Annotated in this window: 17 protein-coding genes; 10 read left to right on the top strand and 7 right to left on the bottom strand. The window is 31.4% G+C overall.

The genetic code is table 11. From position 1 onward, the window contains the following. The first annotated feature begins 9 nt into the window (after nucleotides 1–9). Nucleotides 10–318: a co-chaperone YbbN gene (locus MED152_RS05205; RefSeq protein WP_015480813.1), complete on the top strand. Its 309-nt coding sequence runs from the start codon at nucleotides 10–12 to the stop codon at nucleotides 316–318. Between the two features lie 3 nt (nucleotides 319–321). Beyond that, nucleotides 322–579: a hypothetical protein gene (locus MED152_RS05200; protein WP_015480812.1), complete on the top strand. Its 258-nt coding sequence runs from the start codon at nucleotides 322–324 to the stop codon at nucleotides 577–579. 59 nt (nucleotides 580–638) lie between these two features. Here MED152_RS05200 and MED152_RS05195 read toward each other — a convergent pair whose 3' ends face one another. From MED152_RS05195 to MED152_RS05185, 4 genes are all read right to left on the bottom strand, one after another. Continuing rightward, on the bottom strand, nucleotides 639–1,139 hold the full coding sequence (locus tag MED152_RS05195) for a cupin domain-containing protein (RefSeq protein WP_015480811.1): 501 nt from the start codon (nucleotides 1,137–1,139) through the stop codon (nucleotides 639–641). After that, nucleotides 1,121–1,909, bottom strand: a complete 789-nt coding sequence (locus MED152_RS05190) for an SGNH/GDSL hydrolase family protein (protein ID WP_015480810.1) — start codon at nucleotides 1,907–1,909, stop codon at nucleotides 1,121–1,123. The genes MED152_RS05195 and MED152_RS05190 overlap by 19 nt, the downstream gene beginning before the upstream one ends. Beyond that, nucleotides 1,906–2,067: a hypothetical protein gene (locus MED152_RS13720; RefSeq protein ID WP_015480809.1), complete on the bottom strand. Its 162-nt coding sequence runs from the start codon at nucleotides 2,065–2,067 to the stop codon at nucleotides 1,906–1,908. The genes MED152_RS05190 and MED152_RS13720 overlap by 4 nt, the downstream gene beginning before the upstream one ends. A 76-nt stretch (nucleotides 2,068–2,143) precedes the next feature. After that, a complete protein-coding gene (locus tag MED152_RS05185; protein WP_015480808.1) occupies nucleotides 2,144–3,187 on the bottom strand; it encodes a LacI family DNA-binding transcriptional regulator in 1,044 nt (347 codons plus the stop codon). 120 nt (nucleotides 3,188–3,307) lie between these two features. Between MED152_RS05185 and azu the strand changes: the two genes are divergently transcribed. Continuing rightward, complete coding sequence (gene azu, locus MED152_RS05180) at nucleotides 3,308–3,844, top strand: azurin (protein ID WP_015480807.1); 537 nt, start codon at nucleotides 3,308–3,310, stop codon at nucleotides 3,842–3,844. A 14-nt stretch (nucleotides 3,845–3,858) separates the two neighbouring features. Here azu and MED152_RS05175 read toward each other — a convergent pair whose 3' ends face one another. From MED152_RS05175 to MED152_RS05165, 3 genes are read right to left on the bottom strand one after another with little or no spacing between them, the layout of a single operon-like run. Then, a complete protein-coding gene (locus MED152_RS05175; RefSeq protein ID WP_015480806.1) occupies nucleotides 3,859–4,650 on the bottom strand; it encodes a DUF1080 domain-containing protein in 792 nt (263 codons plus the stop codon). Nucleotides 4,651–4,697: 47 nt separating this feature from the next. After that, a complete protein-coding gene (locus MED152_RS05170) occupies nucleotides 4,698–5,294 on the bottom strand; it encodes a gluconate 2-dehydrogenase subunit 3 family protein (RefSeq protein ID WP_015480805.1) in 597 nt (198 codons plus the stop codon). 10 nt (nucleotides 5,295–5,304) lie between these two features. After that, nucleotides 5,305–7,020 (bottom strand): GMC oxidoreductase, encoded by a 1,716-nt coding sequence (locus MED152_RS05165; protein ID WP_015480804.1) that lies wholly within the window; start codon nucleotides 7,018–7,020, stop codon nucleotides 5,305–5,307. A gap of 118 nt (nucleotides 7,021–7,138) precedes the next feature. Here MED152_RS05165 and MED152_RS05160 point away from each other — a divergent pair, with 118 nt between their 5' ends. The 7 genes from MED152_RS05160 (at nucleotide 7,139) to MED152_RS05130 (ending at nucleotide 16,667) form a co-directional block, all read left to right on the top strand. After that, nucleotides 7,139–8,158, top strand: coding sequence for an AraC family transcriptional regulator (locus MED152_RS05160; protein WP_015480803.1), 1,020 nt, complete (start codon nucleotides 7,139–7,141; stop codon nucleotides 8,156–8,158). An 84-nt stretch (nucleotides 8,159–8,242) separates the two neighbouring features. Beyond that, nucleotides 8,243–9,238: a sugar phosphate isomerase/epimerase gene (locus tag MED152_RS05155; RefSeq protein ID WP_015480802.1), complete on the top strand. Its 996-nt coding sequence runs from the start codon at nucleotides 8,243–8,245 to the stop codon at nucleotides 9,236–9,238. 17 nt (nucleotides 9,239–9,255) lie between these two features. Beyond that, entirely contained in the window at nucleotides 9,256–10,485 is a 1,230-nt protein-coding gene (locus MED152_RS05150; RefSeq protein WP_015480801.1) for a nucleoside permease, read from the top strand. A gap of 3 nt (nucleotides 10,486–10,488) precedes the next feature. Next, the gene (locus tag MED152_RS05145; RefSeq protein ID WP_148284799.1) at nucleotides 10,489–11,631 is read left to right on the top strand and encodes a Gfo/Idh/MocA family protein; all 1,143 of its coding nucleotides are present in this window, start codon (nucleotides 10,489–10,491) and stop codon (nucleotides 11,629–11,631) included. Nucleotides 11,632–11,651: 20 nt separating this feature from the next. Next, nucleotides 11,652–12,710 carry a sugar phosphate isomerase/epimerase gene (locus MED152_RS05140; protein WP_015480799.1) on the top strand — a complete coding sequence of 353 codons (1,059 nt, stop codon included), beginning with the start codon at nucleotides 11,652–11,654 and terminating at the stop codon, nucleotides 12,708–12,710. Nucleotides 12,711–12,735: 25 nt separating this feature from the next. Next, nucleotides 12,736–13,518, top strand: coding sequence for a DUF1080 domain-containing protein (locus tag MED152_RS05135; protein WP_015480798.1), 783 nt, complete (start codon nucleotides 12,736–12,738; stop codon nucleotides 13,516–13,518). Nucleotides 13,519–13,682: 164 nt separating this feature from the next. Beyond that, entirely contained in the window at nucleotides 13,683–16,667 is a 2,985-nt protein-coding gene (locus tag MED152_RS05130) for a SusC/RagA family TonB-linked outer membrane protein (RefSeq protein WP_015480797.1), read from the top strand. Nucleotides 16,668–16,676 lie beyond the last annotated feature (9 nt).

Genomic DNA, 16,676 nt, shown 5'->3' with positions numbered 1-16,676 from the left:
AAAATTATTATGGTACAAGAATTAACAGAAGATAATTTACAAATTATTGTAGAAGGTAATGAAAAAGTAATTGTACAGTATTCTGCTACTTGGTGTGGTAACTGTAGAATTATGAAGCCAAAATTTAAAAAATTGGCTAATGAAAATGACAATATAAAATTTGTAATGGTAGATGCTGAAAAATTTCCTGAAAGTAGAAAATTAGCAGATGTAAGCAACTTACCAACTTTTGCAACTTTTGTAGGTGGAGAGAAAAAAAATCAAACACAAACCAATAAGTTTGATGTTTTAAAAGAATTAGTTTCTGAAATTCAATAAGTTATGAAATTACCAGTAATTAAACATTTAACTAGTTTTATTGAAGAAAACGATCAAGACTACGTCTTAGAAACTATTGAAACCTTAGAAGCTTTAACAGAAGTTCCTTCTTTAAAAGATGAAGAATTAGATGTTATTGGTGAATTAATTTCTAATATGTATGGAGCTATTGAAGTTGATAAAATGATAAAGGAAGGTACTCCAAAAAAAGATGCATTGAATAATTTTATGAAACGTGTTTTGGGGTCTATAGATAAATAGAATCCTAAAATCTATCAATAAAAAAGCTCTGAATTATTATAATTCAGAGCTTTTTTATTTTAATGATGTGTAAGTTTTTTAATAATTGATTGGTGCTGAGGAAATTCTTTTACTAATTCTTTGCAAGAAGGTAAAGTAAAGTCTCTAAAATCGAAACCAGGTGAAACTGTGCAACCTACAAACGAAAATGAATTTTGTTGTAAAACTTCTGCAGCAAAATACCAATGAGCTGGCACTGTAAATTGTGGTATTTCACCCAAGTTAAAATTTGTTCCAATAAGTTGAAAACTGTAATTTCCTTCAGGAGAAATTAGATGCAGTTTTAGTGTAGTTCCTTTATAAAAATGCCAGATTTCATCTTGTTTAATTTTATGGAAAGCAGAGAATTTTTCTGATGTCAATAAGAATAAAATGCTGGTACATAAATTTCTATCTCCATCAAATTCATTAGCCAAGTTTTTTGATTTTGCTATAATATCACTTCTATACGTTTCTTTATAAAAGCCACCTTCTGGATGTTCTTGTAATTGAAAATGTTTAATTATTTCTTTTGCAACCATGTTTGAAAGCTTTTGGTTTTCATGATAAAATTAGCCATATCTTTTCCCCAAAGTTGATAAGTTAGTTTCGAAGGATGCACACCATCACTAAAAAAAGCAGTTACATCATCTCCTAGATTGTATTTTTTTTGCCAACTTTCTAAGGTGATTAATTCGTTATTATAGTAAACGTTTTCCTTGTTTTTAACTCTATTGTGCAAACGTTTTCCAAGCAGTTCACCCAAATTACCAATAATAAATTTTATGGTTTTTGTAAAGGCAGGAAACTCCTTTATTGGAGGCATATTCGTGAAATAAATAGGAGTTTTAGGGTATTTTCTCTTTAAATCTTTAATCAGTTTATTAATTTGAATAATCCAAACATCGGGTGAATTTAATTTAAACGCATCATTACCACCCAAACCAATTACAATTAAATCTGCTGTAGTGTCTTCTATTTTTGGTAGAAGTCTTCTTCTAACCATTTTTGCAGTGTAACCACTTTTTGCATAAACACGCCATAAAACAGAAACCTCATTTTGACCAGCAAGTGTTTTTGCTAAAATTCCTGTAAATCCATTTTCATGAAAATCAACTCCAACTCCTGCAATTGTACTTTCGCCAATAACTAACATTTTTAATGTTTTTGACGATGTTTTTTTAATATATCCTTTAGGATTTTTTGCTTCTGGTAGTTTTGGTACAGATGCTCTAATTTTTTTTCCTTGAAAAATTAAAATGGGTAAAAGCGGTAGAGAAACAATACTACCTAAGTAATATTTTAAACTCATTCTTCGCTCTTCTTTTCTTGATTAACTTTTTGAATAATAGCTTTTAAACGTTCTTTATGAAGTTGTTTTTTTAACTTCACTTTACTGATTTTTTGTTGCATCAGTTTAGAATGTTTTGCTTTATTAAGAGTGTTTTTTTCTTTCCCTTTTTTTGGCATATTTCTTAGGTTTTGGTAGGGACAAGCTGCGTTTAAAAAATCGGTTTCCCAACTGATTTTAAACTTCTAAAGTAATTTATTTTATTTTATTACTGGTTGAATCTCTAAAAATTAATTCAGTTTCTATAATATGTGTTTCGTAGGTAATTTCTTCTTCCTTAGCTTTTTGTTCTAACTCTCTAAATAGAATTTCTGCAGCCTTTTTACCTATTTTGTTTGCGTTTTGTTCTACTGATGAGATTGATGGTGTTGTAACATTGGTCATAAACCAATTACTAAAACCAAAAAGTTCAATTTCATCAGGCACTTTAATGTTGTTTTTGTTAAAATAGTTTAAGGTTCCAATAGAAATTAGATCGTTTACAGTAAAAATTGCATCTACATTATTTTTATGATCTTCCATTAATTGCTTTGCAATTTCTGCACCTTCAACAAAATCATCTCTATTGTTGTTCTTGCATTCATATACTAAAGAAGGATCATATTCAATATTATGATCTGTTAAGGCTTTTTTGTAACCCAAAAATCGATCTATAGAATTTTGAGGATTCAATGCTCCTCTAAAATGTGCAATCCTTTTATTTCCATTTTTAATTAAATGACTTACAGCTTCATACGCCGCTTTTCTATCGTCATTTATAATTTTAGAACATTGTACAGTTTTATCAATTTTATCAAAAAGAATAAGTGGAATTCCTGAATTTTTGATTTTTTTTAAGTGAGAAGTATCTCTTGTTTTATTAGATAAAGAAATTAAAATACCATCTACACCCTTACTTAATAATAGATCTACTTGTTTTTTTTCAAGTTCATAATTTTCATTCGATTGCATGATAATAACCATGTAACCTCGCTCTTCACATTCTTTTAAAATACTATCTATAATATTAGAAAAAAAATAATGCACCATTGTTGGTATAATAACACCAATGGTTTTAGATTCATTAGTTCTTAAATTAACAGCAAAAGAATTTGGTGTATAATTTAATTCTTCAGCTAAATCTAAGACTAGTTTTTTCGTTTTTTCACTAACATCAGAGTAGCCATTTAATGCTTTAGAAACTGTAGCAACAGAAAATCCAAGCGTTTTTGCAATCTCTTTTAAATTAGTCTTATGCATCTTTTAAAACTTTTTAGAAAGGTACCATTTTTATTCTTTATTTAGAAAAATTTAGAGCGTAAACTATATGCTTTTAGGACAAAAATTTATATATTTATTAAATAATCAAATTAACATAGAATGAAACGAATTTTACTAGTATTAATAGGAGCTACCCTCTTTTTTAGTTGTGGAGAAAGTAAGAAAGAAGAAGAGAAATCTGCAGAAAAAAAGGTTACAAAAAAGACAGTGGTAAAGAAGCAAAAGAAAGAGAAAAAACCAACCGTAATTGTAGATGAAAATGGTGTTGCAAATGTATTTATTTCTACGAGTGATAAAATGAAATTTAGTACTAAAGAAATTAATGTAAAACCGAATCAAAAAGTAAAATTAACCTTAACCCATACAGGTAAATTAGATAAAAAAATAATGGGTCATAATGTGGTGATTTTAAAACAAGGTGTAAAAATGTCTACTTTTGCAGCAGCTGCAGCAGCCTCTAAAGAAAATGATTATATTCCTGAATCTTCTGATGATGTTATTGTACATACTAAAATGATTGGTGGAGGTGAATCTACAACTATAGAATTTACAGCACCAGCAGCTGGAGAGTACGATTTTATTTGCAGTTTTCCTGCACATTTTGCAATGATGAAAGGTAAGTTTATTGTGAAGTAAATTAGAAATTGGAATTATTGCAATTCCATAATTTGAATATTTTTAAATTCAATTGGGTGGCTTTCGCTTTGTAAAGAGATGAAGCCACCTTTTAATTTTTCACCACTTCTAGCTTGAATATCGTTTGATGCTGTTTCTAAAAACTGGCCACCAATAGTGGGGTTGTTGTAAGAAATTACCAATTTATTATTGATGTAATGCTCAATGATAGTATCTGTTACTATTATTTCTGCATCTATCCATTTATCATCATAAAAAGTTTCACTATCAGAAATTATACAATGATCTATAATTTTTTCATTATTGATTTCTACATGAGTTCCTGGCGTGCAAAGGTTTCCTGAAGGTCTTTTAATATTTACGTTAGTGCCACCTAACAATTGTGCTTCCAAAGAAATAGGGAATTCCTGCTGCAAAAGCATGGTTTTTGGTTCTTGGCAATACAACATTATTCCACTGTTTTTTGTGGCCCAAGATTCGCCACCATTAACTTGCTTGCCCGCAAATCGATATTGAAGTTTTAGTCTATAGTTTTGATACGATTTTTCATAAAATAGATGGCCAAATTGCTTGGTAAACGTGTCGTAATTATCATAGGAAACTTTTAAAATTCCGTTTTCAACTCTAAAGGTATTTTTATAATTGTTACCTAATGCATAGCCTGCTATCTTAGGTGTCCACCCATCTAGATTTTTACCGTTAAAAATAGATTTCCATTCAGCTTTTTCTGAAGTTGCTTTTTGATTTTTACAGCTAAAAAAAACAGCAAAAAATAAAACGAATATTAATAGATAATGTTGTTTCATTTCTTGCTGTAAAAAATAATGGTTAGTTGATTTTTTTGTTTTGTGTCTTATAAAGAGTACGATTTTCCTCCTGTTAATTCTTGAAGATCTCCACAATAATATGCAGTAGGTATTGGTTCGTAAACCAAAATGTTTTCTCCTACATATTCAGAAGTCAAAAAGGCATTGATCGTCATCCACTTTATTTGTCCTAAAAATTCAGATGTTGTCATCAATTCACCTTCTGGATTAGCCAATCTTTCAGCATCATCTTCTCCTTTTAGAAGAATGTATTTATCTAGTAATGCTGTGTATTGTTCAGTAGTTACATCATCTATAGAGTCTTCTGGATTGCTTTTTGATTTTGAAATAATGTTGGCAAAGCCAGCTCTTGTAATTTCTTGATCTTCTAATTCTAGAACTTCATCAATATATTTATCTATAAATTGAGGTACATTCATTTCTGTTGCAGAAGGTGTATTTTCTGTTTTAGGCAGAATAATATCTACAATATTAATTAATGCTTTTTGTTCATCTTCCTTTAGAAATTTAGGTGTCCAAAGTTTTTCTGTAGTACAGCTTTGTAACATACTCAAAAAACTCGGAGCAATTACTGCAAATCCAGCTGCAAATCCTATATTCTTTATGGCTTCTCTACGTTTCATATTTCTAGTTTTATGAGTTCTTTTTTAATTCGTTAGCTGCATGATTTGCTGCTCTTGCTGTAAAAGCCATATAAGTTAAAGAAGGGTTTTGACAACCAGAAGAAGTCATAAATGCACCATCTGTAACATATACATTTGTACAGGCATGAATTTGATTATTTTCATTCAATACTGAGGTCTTTGGGTCTCTCCCCATTCTTGCAGTTCCCATTTCATGAATACCTAATCCCATAGCCATTCCACCATTATCATAACCTTGAACATCTTTGTAGCCTGCAGATTCTAACATTTTTATTGCTTGCTCTTGCATGTCTTTACGCATTGCAAATTCATTCTTACCAAATTCAGCATCAAAAGTTATAGTTGGTAAGCCCCATTCATCTTTTTTGCTCTCATCTAAATACATTCTATTTTTATGATCTGGTAAAGTTTCTCCAAAAGCTAAAAGGTTAACTCTCCATTCTCCAGGCTTTAAAATTTCTTCTGCTAATTTAGGTCCATACTTTAATTCTGCTACCATTTCTGAAGTAGAAGATCTGCTTGCTCCACCTTGATAACCATAACCTCTAATAAAGGAATCTACATTTGTTTTCCCTCCCAAATTTCTAAATCTTGGAATATATAAACCATTAGGTCTTCTACCTTTAACGTATTTATCTTCAAAACCATCAACTTTTGCAGAGGCTCCAACATGAAAATGATGATCCATAATATTATGGCCTAATTCTCCACTATCATTCCCTAAACCATTTGGAAAACGTTCTGATTTTGATTGCAATAAGATTGAGGCTGATGCAATAGCAGAAGCACATAAAAAGATAACCTTAGCATTATATACGTGTGTTTCTTTAGTTTCTGCATCAATAACTCTTACTCCAGTGGCTTTCTTTGTAACATCATCATAAATAACTTCGTGTACAATTGAGTTTGGTCTAAGTGTCATATTACCAGTTGCAGCTGCAGTTGGTAAAGTAGATGAGTTACTACTAAAATAAGCACCAAAAGGACATCCTCTCATGCATCGATTTCTGAATTGGCAGGTACTTCTACCCATTCCTTCTTTAGTTCCTTCTGTGATATGTGCAGTTCTACCAATGGTTAAAACCCTATCATCATCAAAATTTTCTTCAATTTTTGCTTGTAGGTGTTGTTCTACACAATTCAAATTCATTGGCTTTAAAAGCTTTTGGTCTGGCAATTGTTTAAGGCCTAAGTTTTGTCCACTAACACCTATAAACTCTTCAACCTTATCGTACCAAGGCTCTATATCTTTATAACGAACTGGCCAATCTACAGCAACTCCGTCTTTTTTATTTGCTTCAAAATCAATATCGCTTAACCTATAACTTTGTCTACCCCACATTAAAGATCTTCCTCCAACATGATATCCTCTTATCCAATCAAATCTTTTATCTTCATTATATGGATGTTTTACATCATCAACAAAAAAGTGTTCTCTAGCAGCTTGAGTGGTGTAGCCTGTTCTATGTTGTTTTGGTTTACGATTTATAATTTCTTGAGTAGCTTTACCTCCATTTGGCATATCCCATGGATCTAAATAAGCAGTAGGATAATCTCCATGTTCTACCATTCTTCCTCTTTCTAAAACTAATGTCTTTAAACCATTTTCACAAAGTTCTTTAGCAGCCCAGCCACCAGAAATTCCAGTACCAACTACAATGGCATCATATTGCTGATCTTCCAAATTCTTATTGTTATCATTCATGATATATAGCTTTTTACGTTGATTAATTATGAATTTCAAAAATTAAAATTAAGAAATTTTAATAATTCATAATTCAATATTACTTATTTTGCACTTTTATAATGTTCAATATTTTTCAATGAAATTAAATGTACAAAATATAACACCATTTAAAGTAGGTGAAATTGAGTATCATGCAGACACTTGTTTACCTTTAATAGATGCCGTAAATAGAAATAAATTAAAGTTTAAAGCATTAGCTAGATATACCTATCCTGGAGATCGATTAACAGACGATACATTAGGTATAAATAGTATTGGTTATTGGGATGCTAATAAGCCACAAGATTGGGGTTTAGATTGGCATAGAAACGAAGGCATAGAAATTCATTTCCTTGAATCTGGTACAATGCCTTATGCTCAACAAGGAGAGGAAATGGAGTTGGTACCAAACAGTTTAACCATTACTAGGCCTTGGGAAATGCACAAAGTAGGCAGCCCAGCTATTGGTATGGGTAAATTCTATTGGCTAATTTTAGATTTGAATGTTAGAAGGCCACATCAAAATTGGAAATGGCCAGACTGGATATGTTTAGCTGATAAAGATTTAGAGAAATTAACTACTATTTTAAGGCACAATGAAAAGATTTGTTGGAAAGCAGATAAGAGAATTCGTGAGTGTTTTCAGAAAATAGGGAAAGCTGTAGATTCTGATAATGAAGGAGATAAGGCTTCTAAAATTAGAATTTTGGTTAATAATTTACTCTTGCTTTTATTAGATCTTTTAATTGTTGATGAAGTATCTTTAAACGAAAATTTAACCAATAGTTCAAGAAGTGTAAAGTTGTTTTTAAAGGAGTTAGAGTTAAACCTAACAGAGAATTGGACTGTTGAAAAAATGGCAAGATCATCTGGAGTTGGTTTAACAAGATTTACACATCATTGCAAGCAATTAACCAATTTAACTCCTATGAAATTTTTAATGCTAAAGCGTATAGAAATGTCTAAAAATATCTTAATTGAGCAGCCTGATATCAATATAAGTGACGTTGCATATTTATGCGGATTTTCTACAAGTCAGTACTTTGCAACTATGTTTAAAAAACAGGAAAAATGCACGCCAATAATCTTTAGAAAAAGGGTTTTAGAAAGTGTTTAAAATTTTTCACTGAATAATTATAGACACTAAAATAAACTCAGTTTTATAATTTTAGTTCTCAATCAACCAAAAATATCCTAGAAAATGAACATTATTTTCACTAAAAAATTAAAATTTCCAATTTTACTCATTGTATTTTCTTTATTCTTTTTCAGTTGTAAAAATGAAGCAAAGAAAGGTTTAAAAGATGTCGAAAGTGGAATTACTTCAACTAATGAAAGCTCAGAGCCATTTTTTAAATTGTCTTTAGCTCAATGGTCTTTGCATAGAACTTTTAATGATGAAGGTGTGAGTCCTTTTAAGTTTGCAGAAATGTCTAAAAACATGGGTTTTGAAGGTTTAGAGTATGTGAACCATTTATACATGAATCAAATTCAAGAAATGGGTTTTGATGCTGTTATAGATTCGTTAAATACGTTAAGCAAAAAATATGCAGTAGAGAATGTGCTAATTATGGTAGATGGTGAAGGTGATTTAGCAGATCCAAGTGAAGATGTAAGAAACATGGCTGTAGAGAGTCATAAAAAATGGATTGATGCTGCTGCAAAACTTGGTTGCCATTCAATACGTGTAAATACATTTGGTACCAATGACCCTGCAATTTGGAAAAACGCTGTTGTAGATGGTTTGAAAAAATTGTCAGCTTATGCTGCAACAAAAAACATAAATGTACTTTGTGAAAATCATGGCTGGTTATCTTCGGATGCAGATTTATTAATGGAAGCTATTAATGAGGTAAACATGGAAAATTGCGGAACATTGCCTGATTTTGGTAATTGGTGTGTAAAAAGAAAGGATGGTGCAAAATGGGGTGAATGCGAAGAGGAGTATAAAGATAAATACAAAGGAATTGAGCTAATGATGCCAGAGGCCAAAGCTGTTAGTGCTAAAGCTTATGATTTTGATGAAAATGGAAATGAAACGACTCTAGATTTTGTAAGGATCTTAAATAATGTTAAGAATGCTGGTTATTCTGGTTTTATAGGTGTGGAATATGAAGGTGATAGATTGTCTGAAAAAGAGGGAATAATTGCTATTAAGGATTTATTGTTAAAAGCATCAACGCAACTTAAGAATTAAAAAAGAAAAAGATAATAATGAAAAAATCAATTCAATATCAACTATCATTTATGATGTTCCTCGAGTTTTTTATTTGGGGAGGATGGTTTGTAACTATGGGTACATTCTTAGGAAATAATTTAGGTGCTACTGGTGCAGAAACAGGTATGGCTTATTCTACCCAATCTTGGGGAGCAATTATAGCACCTTTTATAATTGGTTTAATTGCAGATAGGTATATCAATGCAGAAAAGATTTTAGCAATTCTTCATTTAATAGGCGCAGCATTAATGTATTTAATGGCGCAAGCTACAGAATTTGCAGTCTTTTACCCTTATGTTTTAGGGTATATGATAGCTTACATGCCAACATTAGCTTTAGTAAATTCGGTTTCATTTAATCAAATGAAAGATCCAGCAAAACAGTTTCCAATGGTTAGAGTTTGGGGTACAATTGGTTGGATTATTGCAGGTTTGGCTATTAGCTTTGTCTTTAAATGGGATTCTGAAGCAAATATTGCAGCAGGAATGTTGTCGAATACTTTTTTGATGGTTGCTATTGCATCAGCAATTTTAGGTGTATTTAGTTTCTCTTTACCAAAAACGCCACCTTCTGCTAATAAAGATGAAAAAGCATCTTTATCAGATATTCTAGGTTTAGAAGCTTTAAAATTATTTAAAGACAAAAACTTCTTTGTGTTTTTTATCTCATCGTTTTTAATATGTATTCCACTAGCTTTTTATTATCAAAATATTAGTTTGTTCTTAACAGAATATAAGGTTGATAATTCTACAGCTTGGGCTTCTTTGGGTCAAATATCAGAAGTTGCATTTATGTTATTATTGCCTTTCTTTTTCAAAAAATACGGCTTTAAAAAAACGGTTCTGTTTGGAATGTTGGCTTGGGTAATTCGTTACTTACTGTTTGCTTATGGTAATAGTGGCGATTTATTTTTTATGCTGATTATTGGAATTGCATTACATGGTATATGTTATGATTTCTTCTTTGTTTCTGGTCAAATTTATACAGATTCTAAAGCTGGTGATAAAATTAAAAGTGCAGCTCAAGGTTTAATAACCTTAGCAACTTATGGAGTAGGAATGTTAGTCGGTTTTTGGGTTGCAGGTAAAATTGTAGATCAAAACATTATTGCTGATGGCGTTCATGGATGGCAGAATATTTGGATGTTCCCAGCAATTTTTGCTGTTGTAGTGATGCTAATATTTGGTTTTTTATTCAAAAACGAGAAAGTAGAATATAAATCTTAATAAATAATGGGTAAAATTAAATTAGGTATCCTAGGAGGAGGTTCAGACTCATTAATTGGTGTTTTGCACAGAGTAGCATCATCAATGTTTGATAAGTTTGAGTTAATTGGCGGTGTTTTTAATGCAGATTATCAAGAAAACTTAAAGTTTGCTGAGCAATTAGATTTATCATCAAATAGAGTATATAAAGATTTAGATACGCTAATTGAGCAAGAGTTGGCTTTGCCAGAGGCTGAAAGAATGCAGGTAATTTCGATATTAACTCCTAATTTTTTGCATTTCCCAATGGCTAAAAGTCTTTTGGAAAATGGTTTTAATGTTATCTGTGAAAAACCAATGACTACCACTTTTGCAGAAGCTGAAATATTATATCAAACATTAAAAAAAGCACAAACTGTTTTTGCAGTAACCTATACGTATACAGGTTATCCTATGATTCGTCAAATGAAACAGATGATCAAAAATGGAGAGCTAGGAGAAATACAAAAAGTAGATGCACAATATTATCAAGGTTGGATCAATCCAATTATTCATGATAAGGAGCAAAGGTCTTCAACTTGGAGGTTAAATCCAGAGAAATCAGGTATTAGTTGTTGTATAGGAGATATTGGAACGCATGCTTTTGACATGTTAGAATATGTGTCAGGATTAAAAATAGAATCCATTTTAGCCGATTTAAATTACCTATATTCAGACAATCAAATGGATATTGATGGAACAGTTTTATTAAGATGTTCAAATAATGTAAAAGGAGTAATCTGCGCTAGCCAAATTGCAACAGGAGAAGAAAATAGTTTTGTGGTTAAGGTTTACGGAAAGAAGGCAGGTTTAAAATGGGAGCAAGAAAACCCAAATTACTTGTATTTAATGCAAGATGGTAAACCTTTGCAGGTACTAAAGCCTGGCCATGATTACAATTCAGATTTGTCTTTAGATGGTACAAAATTGCCTCCAGGTCATCCTGAAGGAATATTTGATTCTATGGGTAATATTTATAAGGGTGTGGCTAAAGCAATTTTAAAAGAGTCTTATGATTCAGCTGAGTTCCCAACAATTATAGATGGTGTAAGAGGCATGAGCTTTATTGAAAAAGCCGTAGAATCTCATAAAAAAGGAAATGTTTGGGTAGATATCCATAATTATTAATAAGTAAGCTATTTAGAAATATGACTACAATTAAAGGACCTGCAGTTTTCTTAGCGCAGTTTATGGGAGATAACGAACCATTTAATTCTTTAGAGGGCTTGTGCAAATGGGCTGCCAACTTAGGTTATAAAGGTATACAGATACCTACATTAGACAAGTCTATTATAGATTTAGATGTAGCAGCAGAAAGTCAGACTTACTGTGATGAATTTAAAGGGAAAATAAATTCTTTTGGTTTAGAAATTACAGAATTATCAACCCATATTCAAGGCCAATTAGTGGCAGTGCATCCAGCACATGATTTAATGTTTGATGTCTTTGCACCTAAAGAATTGCAAGGCAAACCTAAAGAAAGAACTTTGTGGGCAATTGATCAATTGAAAAAAGCAGGTATTGTGAGCAGAAGATTAGGTCTAAATAACCATGCAACTTTTTCAGGATCTTTATTATGGCCAGTAATGCATCCTTGGCCACAACAACCTAAAGGTTTAGTAGAAACAGGTTTTAAAGAATTAGCTAACAGATGGCTACCTATTTTGGATACTTTTAAAGACAATGATGTAAATGTTTGCTATGAAGTACATCCTGTAGAAGATATTCATGATGGTGATACTTTTGAGCGATTTTTAGCAGCTACAAATAATCATTCAGCTGTAAATATTTTATATGATCCTTCTCACTTTGTGTTACAACAGTTAGATTACATAAGGTATATAGATCATTACCATGAATTTATTAAGGCCTTTCATGTTAAAGACTCAGAGTTTAATCCTTCAGGCAAAAAAGGAATGTTTGGTGGTTATAATGATTGGAAGGATAGAGCAGGTAGATATAGGTCTCCAGGAGATGGTCAGGTCGATTTTAAGAAAGTTTTCTCTAAGCTTACTGAGTATGGATGTGATTTATGGGCTGTGTTGGAATGGGAATGTATCATTAAAAGTCCAGAACAAGGAGCAAGAGAAGGTGTACAGTTTATAAAAGATCATATTATAGAAGTTACTACCAAAAGATTTGATGATTTTGCTGGTAGTAAAGATGAAATTGATCAAAATCACTTGAATAGAATTTTAGGAATTTAAAAACAAAATTTATAAATAAAATAGAATGAAAAAAATCATATTACTTTTTTCAATAGGGTTTTTTGTGCTTAGTTGTAAGCAAAGTACAGAAAAAGAACCAGCAATATTAGAGCAACAAGTAGAAGAACCAACCAAGCCAGAAGAAACAGAAATTTGGGAACCTAAACCACCAACTGTAAGTGTAGATTCTGAAACTGGAATACCTTCAGATGCTATAATTCTTTTTGACGGTTCAGATTTCAACGAATGGATTTCCTCTAAAGATTCTACAGAGGTACAATGGATTTTGAATGAAGATAAAAGTATGACCGTTAAAAATAAAGCGGGTGATATTCAAACAAAACAAAACTTTGGTTCTGTACAATTGCATTTAGAATGGAAATCTTCTGAAGAGGTTAGAGCAGATGGGCAAAATAGGAGCAATAGTGGCGTTTTTCTTCAAAATAGATACGAAGTTCAAATACTAGATAATAATGATAACGAAACCTATGTAAATGGTCAAGTTGGTTCCATTTATAAGCAATCAATTCCGTTAGTTAAAGCTTCATCAAAAACAGGAAACTGGAATACCTATGATATTATTTATCATCAACCCATTTTCGATAAAAATGGTCAAATTGAGCAAAAAGCAACAATTACAGTTTTGCATAATGGAGTTCTAGTTCAAGATAATTTTACATTAGAGGGTACAACAGAATATATTGGCTGGCCTAAGTATAATGCTCATGGTGAGCAACCTATAAAATTGCAGGATCATCAAGATAATAGTGGTGTTAGCTATAGAAATATATGGGTAAGAAGACTCTAAAAACCACATTGCCGAAAACGTTTTAGATAATTTTTTCGGTAAAATTTTATTAATTTCATAACGTAATCATAAAAATTTGTTAATATTACATTAAATTTAATCAGTTTTCATCAATAGCATAATATGTAGTTTTTGAAAAAAATTAACTAAAACCCAATCTTTAAATGAAAAACAAGTTACTTAAAAAATTAATTCTACCATTCCTCTTTTTGGTTGGTGGTATTATGTATGGTCAAACTATTACTGGTGTTGTTTCTGATGCCACAGGTGGTTTACCTGGTGTAAGTGTAAATATAAAAGGCACTAGCACAGGTACTCAGACAGACTTTGATGGAAAATATTCTATTAAAGCAAATCAAGGAGATGTGTTAGTTTTTAGATCTTTAGGATTCAAAACTGAAGAGAGAACAGTTGGTACATCTTCAACAATTAATTTAACAATGGTAGAAGAAAGTAACCAATTAGACGAAATTATCGTTGTTGGTTATGGTAGTACTACCAAAAAAGAAATTACATCTTCGGTTACTAAGGTAGATGAAGAGTCTTTTAACAAGGGTACTGTAAACAGTGCTTCAGAATTACTTCAAGGTAAGGTATCTGGTTTAAGTATCTATAATAAAGGTGGAGACCCAAACACAGACGCAGTTATTCGATTAAGAGGTATTTCTACTGTAGGTTCTAACTCACAACCATTAATTGTTATTGATGGTGTTATTGGTGCTTCTTTAAACAATATCGATCCAAGTGATATTGCTAGTATGACAGTGTTAAAAGATGGTTCTGCTGCTGCAATCTACGGTTCTCGTGGTTCAAGTGGTGTAATTATTGTAACTACTAAAAGAGGTAGAGCAGGTGAAACACAAGTTTCTTATAATGGATCTGTTGCAATGTCATCAATTCAAAATCAAGTTCAGAATATGACTGGTGATGAATTTGTTGCTGCAGGTGGTACAGATTTAGGAAGTAGAACAGACTGGTTAGACTTAGTAACAAGAAATGCTGTAACTACAGTAAATAATGTTGCTATTACTGGTGGTTATGATGATACTAGTTTTAGAGTTTCGGCTAACTTTAGAAATGCAGAAGGTATTTTAAAGAATTCTGGCTTCGATCAATTTAACACTAGATTTCAAGCAAGTACAAAATTATTAAATGATAAATTAAAAGTTGATTTTAATGCATCTTATACGCAAAGAGAATCTGATTTCGGATTTAATGAAGCTTTAAGATATGCAGTATTGTATAATCCAACTGCTCCAGTTTTAGGTGCAGATTCACCTTATCCTTATAATGGAGATCCTTATGGAGGTTACTTCGAAACTTTAGGTTTATTTGATAGTTTTAATCCAGTATCAATTCAAGATCAAAATCAGAATTATGGAGAGAGAAGTGAGTTTACTTATTCTGCAAACTTCAAATATACTGTTACAGATGATATTAGCTTAAATGCATTATACTCTCAACAATCAACAAACTTAACAAATGGTGAGTACTATAAAACTACTTCTTTGTTTAGAGGTGGTGCAGATAACCCATTTCGTAAAGGTTTAGCAAGATTATATACAGAAGACAGAGACTTTAAATTATTTGAAGTTTATGGAGACTATAATTTTAAGCCAACAGACAAATTAGACTTTAAACTTACTGCTGGTTACTCTTGGCAACAAGAAAATTTCTTTAACTATTTCTTAGCTGCAGGAGATTTTCCAAATGATGATTTAGCGTATATCAACGCTTTAGAATGGTCTCAAGATCAATTAAATGGTGGTTTTATTGAAGTTAATAGTAACAAATCTCCAGATCAGAAGATTATAGCATTCTTTACAAGACTAAATGTAACTTTTGATGACGCTATTTATTTTAATGCTTCTATAAGAAGAGAAGGATCTAGTAAGTTAGGAGAAAACAACAAATGGGGTTTATTCCCAGCATTAGGTATTGGTGCAGATCTTAATAAATATTTACAGTTAGACAACGTAGATTTATTCAAAGTACGTTTAGGTTATGGGGTTACAGGATCTTTACCATCTGATTATGGTTTAGCTTACTCTAAATTTGAGCCAACTTCAGATTTATTAAGTAACCAAAGATTAACAGATGCTAACCCAGATTTAAAATGGGAAGAAAAAGCAGAAACTAACTTAGGTTTTGAATTTACGTCTGGTAGATTAAATGCTACTTTAGATTTATATACAAGAAAAGTATCTGACTTTATTTTAGAAAGAGCAGTAGATATTGCTGTATATCCTTCAGGAAGAAGAGTTGAAAATGGAGGAGATTTATCTACTAATGGTTTTGAATTAGCAGTAAACTATGATATCATTAAAAACAACGATTTAACTTATAATTCAGGAATAATCTTATCTAGCTACAAAACTACTTTAGATTCTTATAACCTTCCTGGTTTAAGAGGTAATTTAGGAGCACCAGGACAAAATGATACTAATGTAATCTTAGTTGCAGAAGGTCAAGAAATTGGTCAAATTTATGGAGCTTTATGGGATGGTACTGTGACTAATGGTAGCCAGAACTTTGTTGATGTAAATGGAGATGGTAGTATCGATGTAAACCAAGAATTTGGTAATGCAGTTGATTCTGATGGAGATGGAGTTATTGACGGAGATTTAACGAAATTAGGTAAAGGTATTCCAGATTTCGAATTAGGATGGACACACACTGTTAGATATAAAAATTGGGATTTAAACGCATTCTTTAGAGGAGCATTTGGTCACAGTTTAGTAAACAACTTTAGGGTGTTTTATGAGCCAAGAGTTGGTTCTCAAGGTTCTTATAACTTTATCAACACAGAATATGCAGATCCAAACATCACAAATGCGAAGTTTAGTTCTTTATATGTTGAGAAAGCAGATTTCCTTAAATTAGATAACATTTCTTTAGGATATTCATTCGATATCTCTGAAGATAGCAAATATTTTAAAGATATTAGAGTATCTTTAACAGGACAAAATTTATTTACGATCACTAACTATTCAGGTGCAGATCCAGAACCTGCATTTACGGATAGAGGTTCAGTTGACAATGGAGGTTTCTTAACTGCTGGTGCAGATCCATTAACTCCTGGTATTGATAGAAGATATAATTACTTTGCTTCTAGAACAGTTACATTAGGAATTAACATTAATTTTTAACAACACATA

The organism is Polaribacter sp. MED152 (assembly GCF_000152945.2).
In the GTDB taxonomy this organism is placed as follows: Bacteria; Bacteroidota; Bacteroidia; order Flavobacteriales; family Flavobacteriaceae; genus Polaribacter.
This window is presented reverse-complemented; position numbering and strand designations above follow the sequence as displayed.

Coding starts and splice junctions, on each gene's coding strand:
- MED152_RS13720 (WP_015480809.1), bottom strand. CDS start 2,067: ATGCCAAAAAAAGGGAAAGAAAAAAACACTCTTAATAAAGCAAAACAT.
- MED152_RS05195 (WP_015480811.1), bottom strand. CDS start 1,139: ATGGTTGCAAAAGAAATAATTAAACATTTTCAATTACAAGAACATCCA.
- MED152_RS05170 (WP_015480805.1), bottom strand. CDS start 5,294: ATGAAACGTAGAGAAGCCATAAAGAATATAGGATTTGCAGCTGGATTT.
- MED152_RS05155 (WP_015480802.1), top strand. CDS start 8,243: ATGAACATTATTTTCACTAAAAAATTAAAATTTCCAATTTTACTCATT.
- MED152_RS05160 (WP_015480803.1), top strand. CDS start 7,139: ATGAAATTAAATGTACAAAATATAACACCATTTAAAGTAGGTGAAATT.
- MED152_RS05150 (WP_015480801.1), top strand. CDS start 9,256: ATGAAAAAATCAATTCAATATCAACTATCATTTATGATGTTCCTCGAG.
- MED152_RS05190 (WP_015480810.1), bottom strand. CDS start 1,909: ATGAGTTTAAAATATTACTTAGGTAGTATTGTTTCTCTACCGCTTTTA.
- MED152_RS05140 (WP_015480799.1), top strand. CDS start 11,652: ATGACTACAATTAAAGGACCTGCAGTTTTCTTAGCGCAGTTTATGGGA.
- MED152_RS05165 (WP_015480804.1), bottom strand. CDS start 7,020: ATGAATGATAACAATAAGAATTTGGAAGATCAGCAATATGATGCCATT.
- MED152_RS05135 (WP_015480798.1), top strand. CDS start 12,736: ATGAAAAAAATCATATTACTTTTTTCAATAGGGTTTTTTGTGCTTAGT.
- MED152_RS05200 (WP_015480812.1), top strand. CDS start 322: ATGAAATTACCAGTAATTAAACATTTAACTAGTTTTATTGAAGAAAAC.
- MED152_RS05205 (WP_015480813.1), top strand. CDS start 10: ATGGTACAAGAATTAACAGAAGATAATTTACAAATTATTGTAGAAGGT.
- MED152_RS05185 (WP_015480808.1), bottom strand. CDS start 3,187: ATGCATAAGACTAATTTAAAAGAGATTGCAAAAACGCTTGGATTTTCT.
- MED152_RS05175 (WP_015480806.1), bottom strand. CDS start 4,650: ATGAAACAACATTATCTATTAATATTCGTTTTATTTTTTGCTGTTTTT.
- azu (WP_015480807.1), top strand. CDS start 3,308: ATGAAACGAATTTTACTAGTATTAATAGGAGCTACCCTCTTTTTTAGT.
- MED152_RS05130 (WP_015480797.1), top strand. CDS start 13,683: ATGAAAAACAAGTTACTTAAAAAATTAATTCTACCATTCCTCTTTTTG.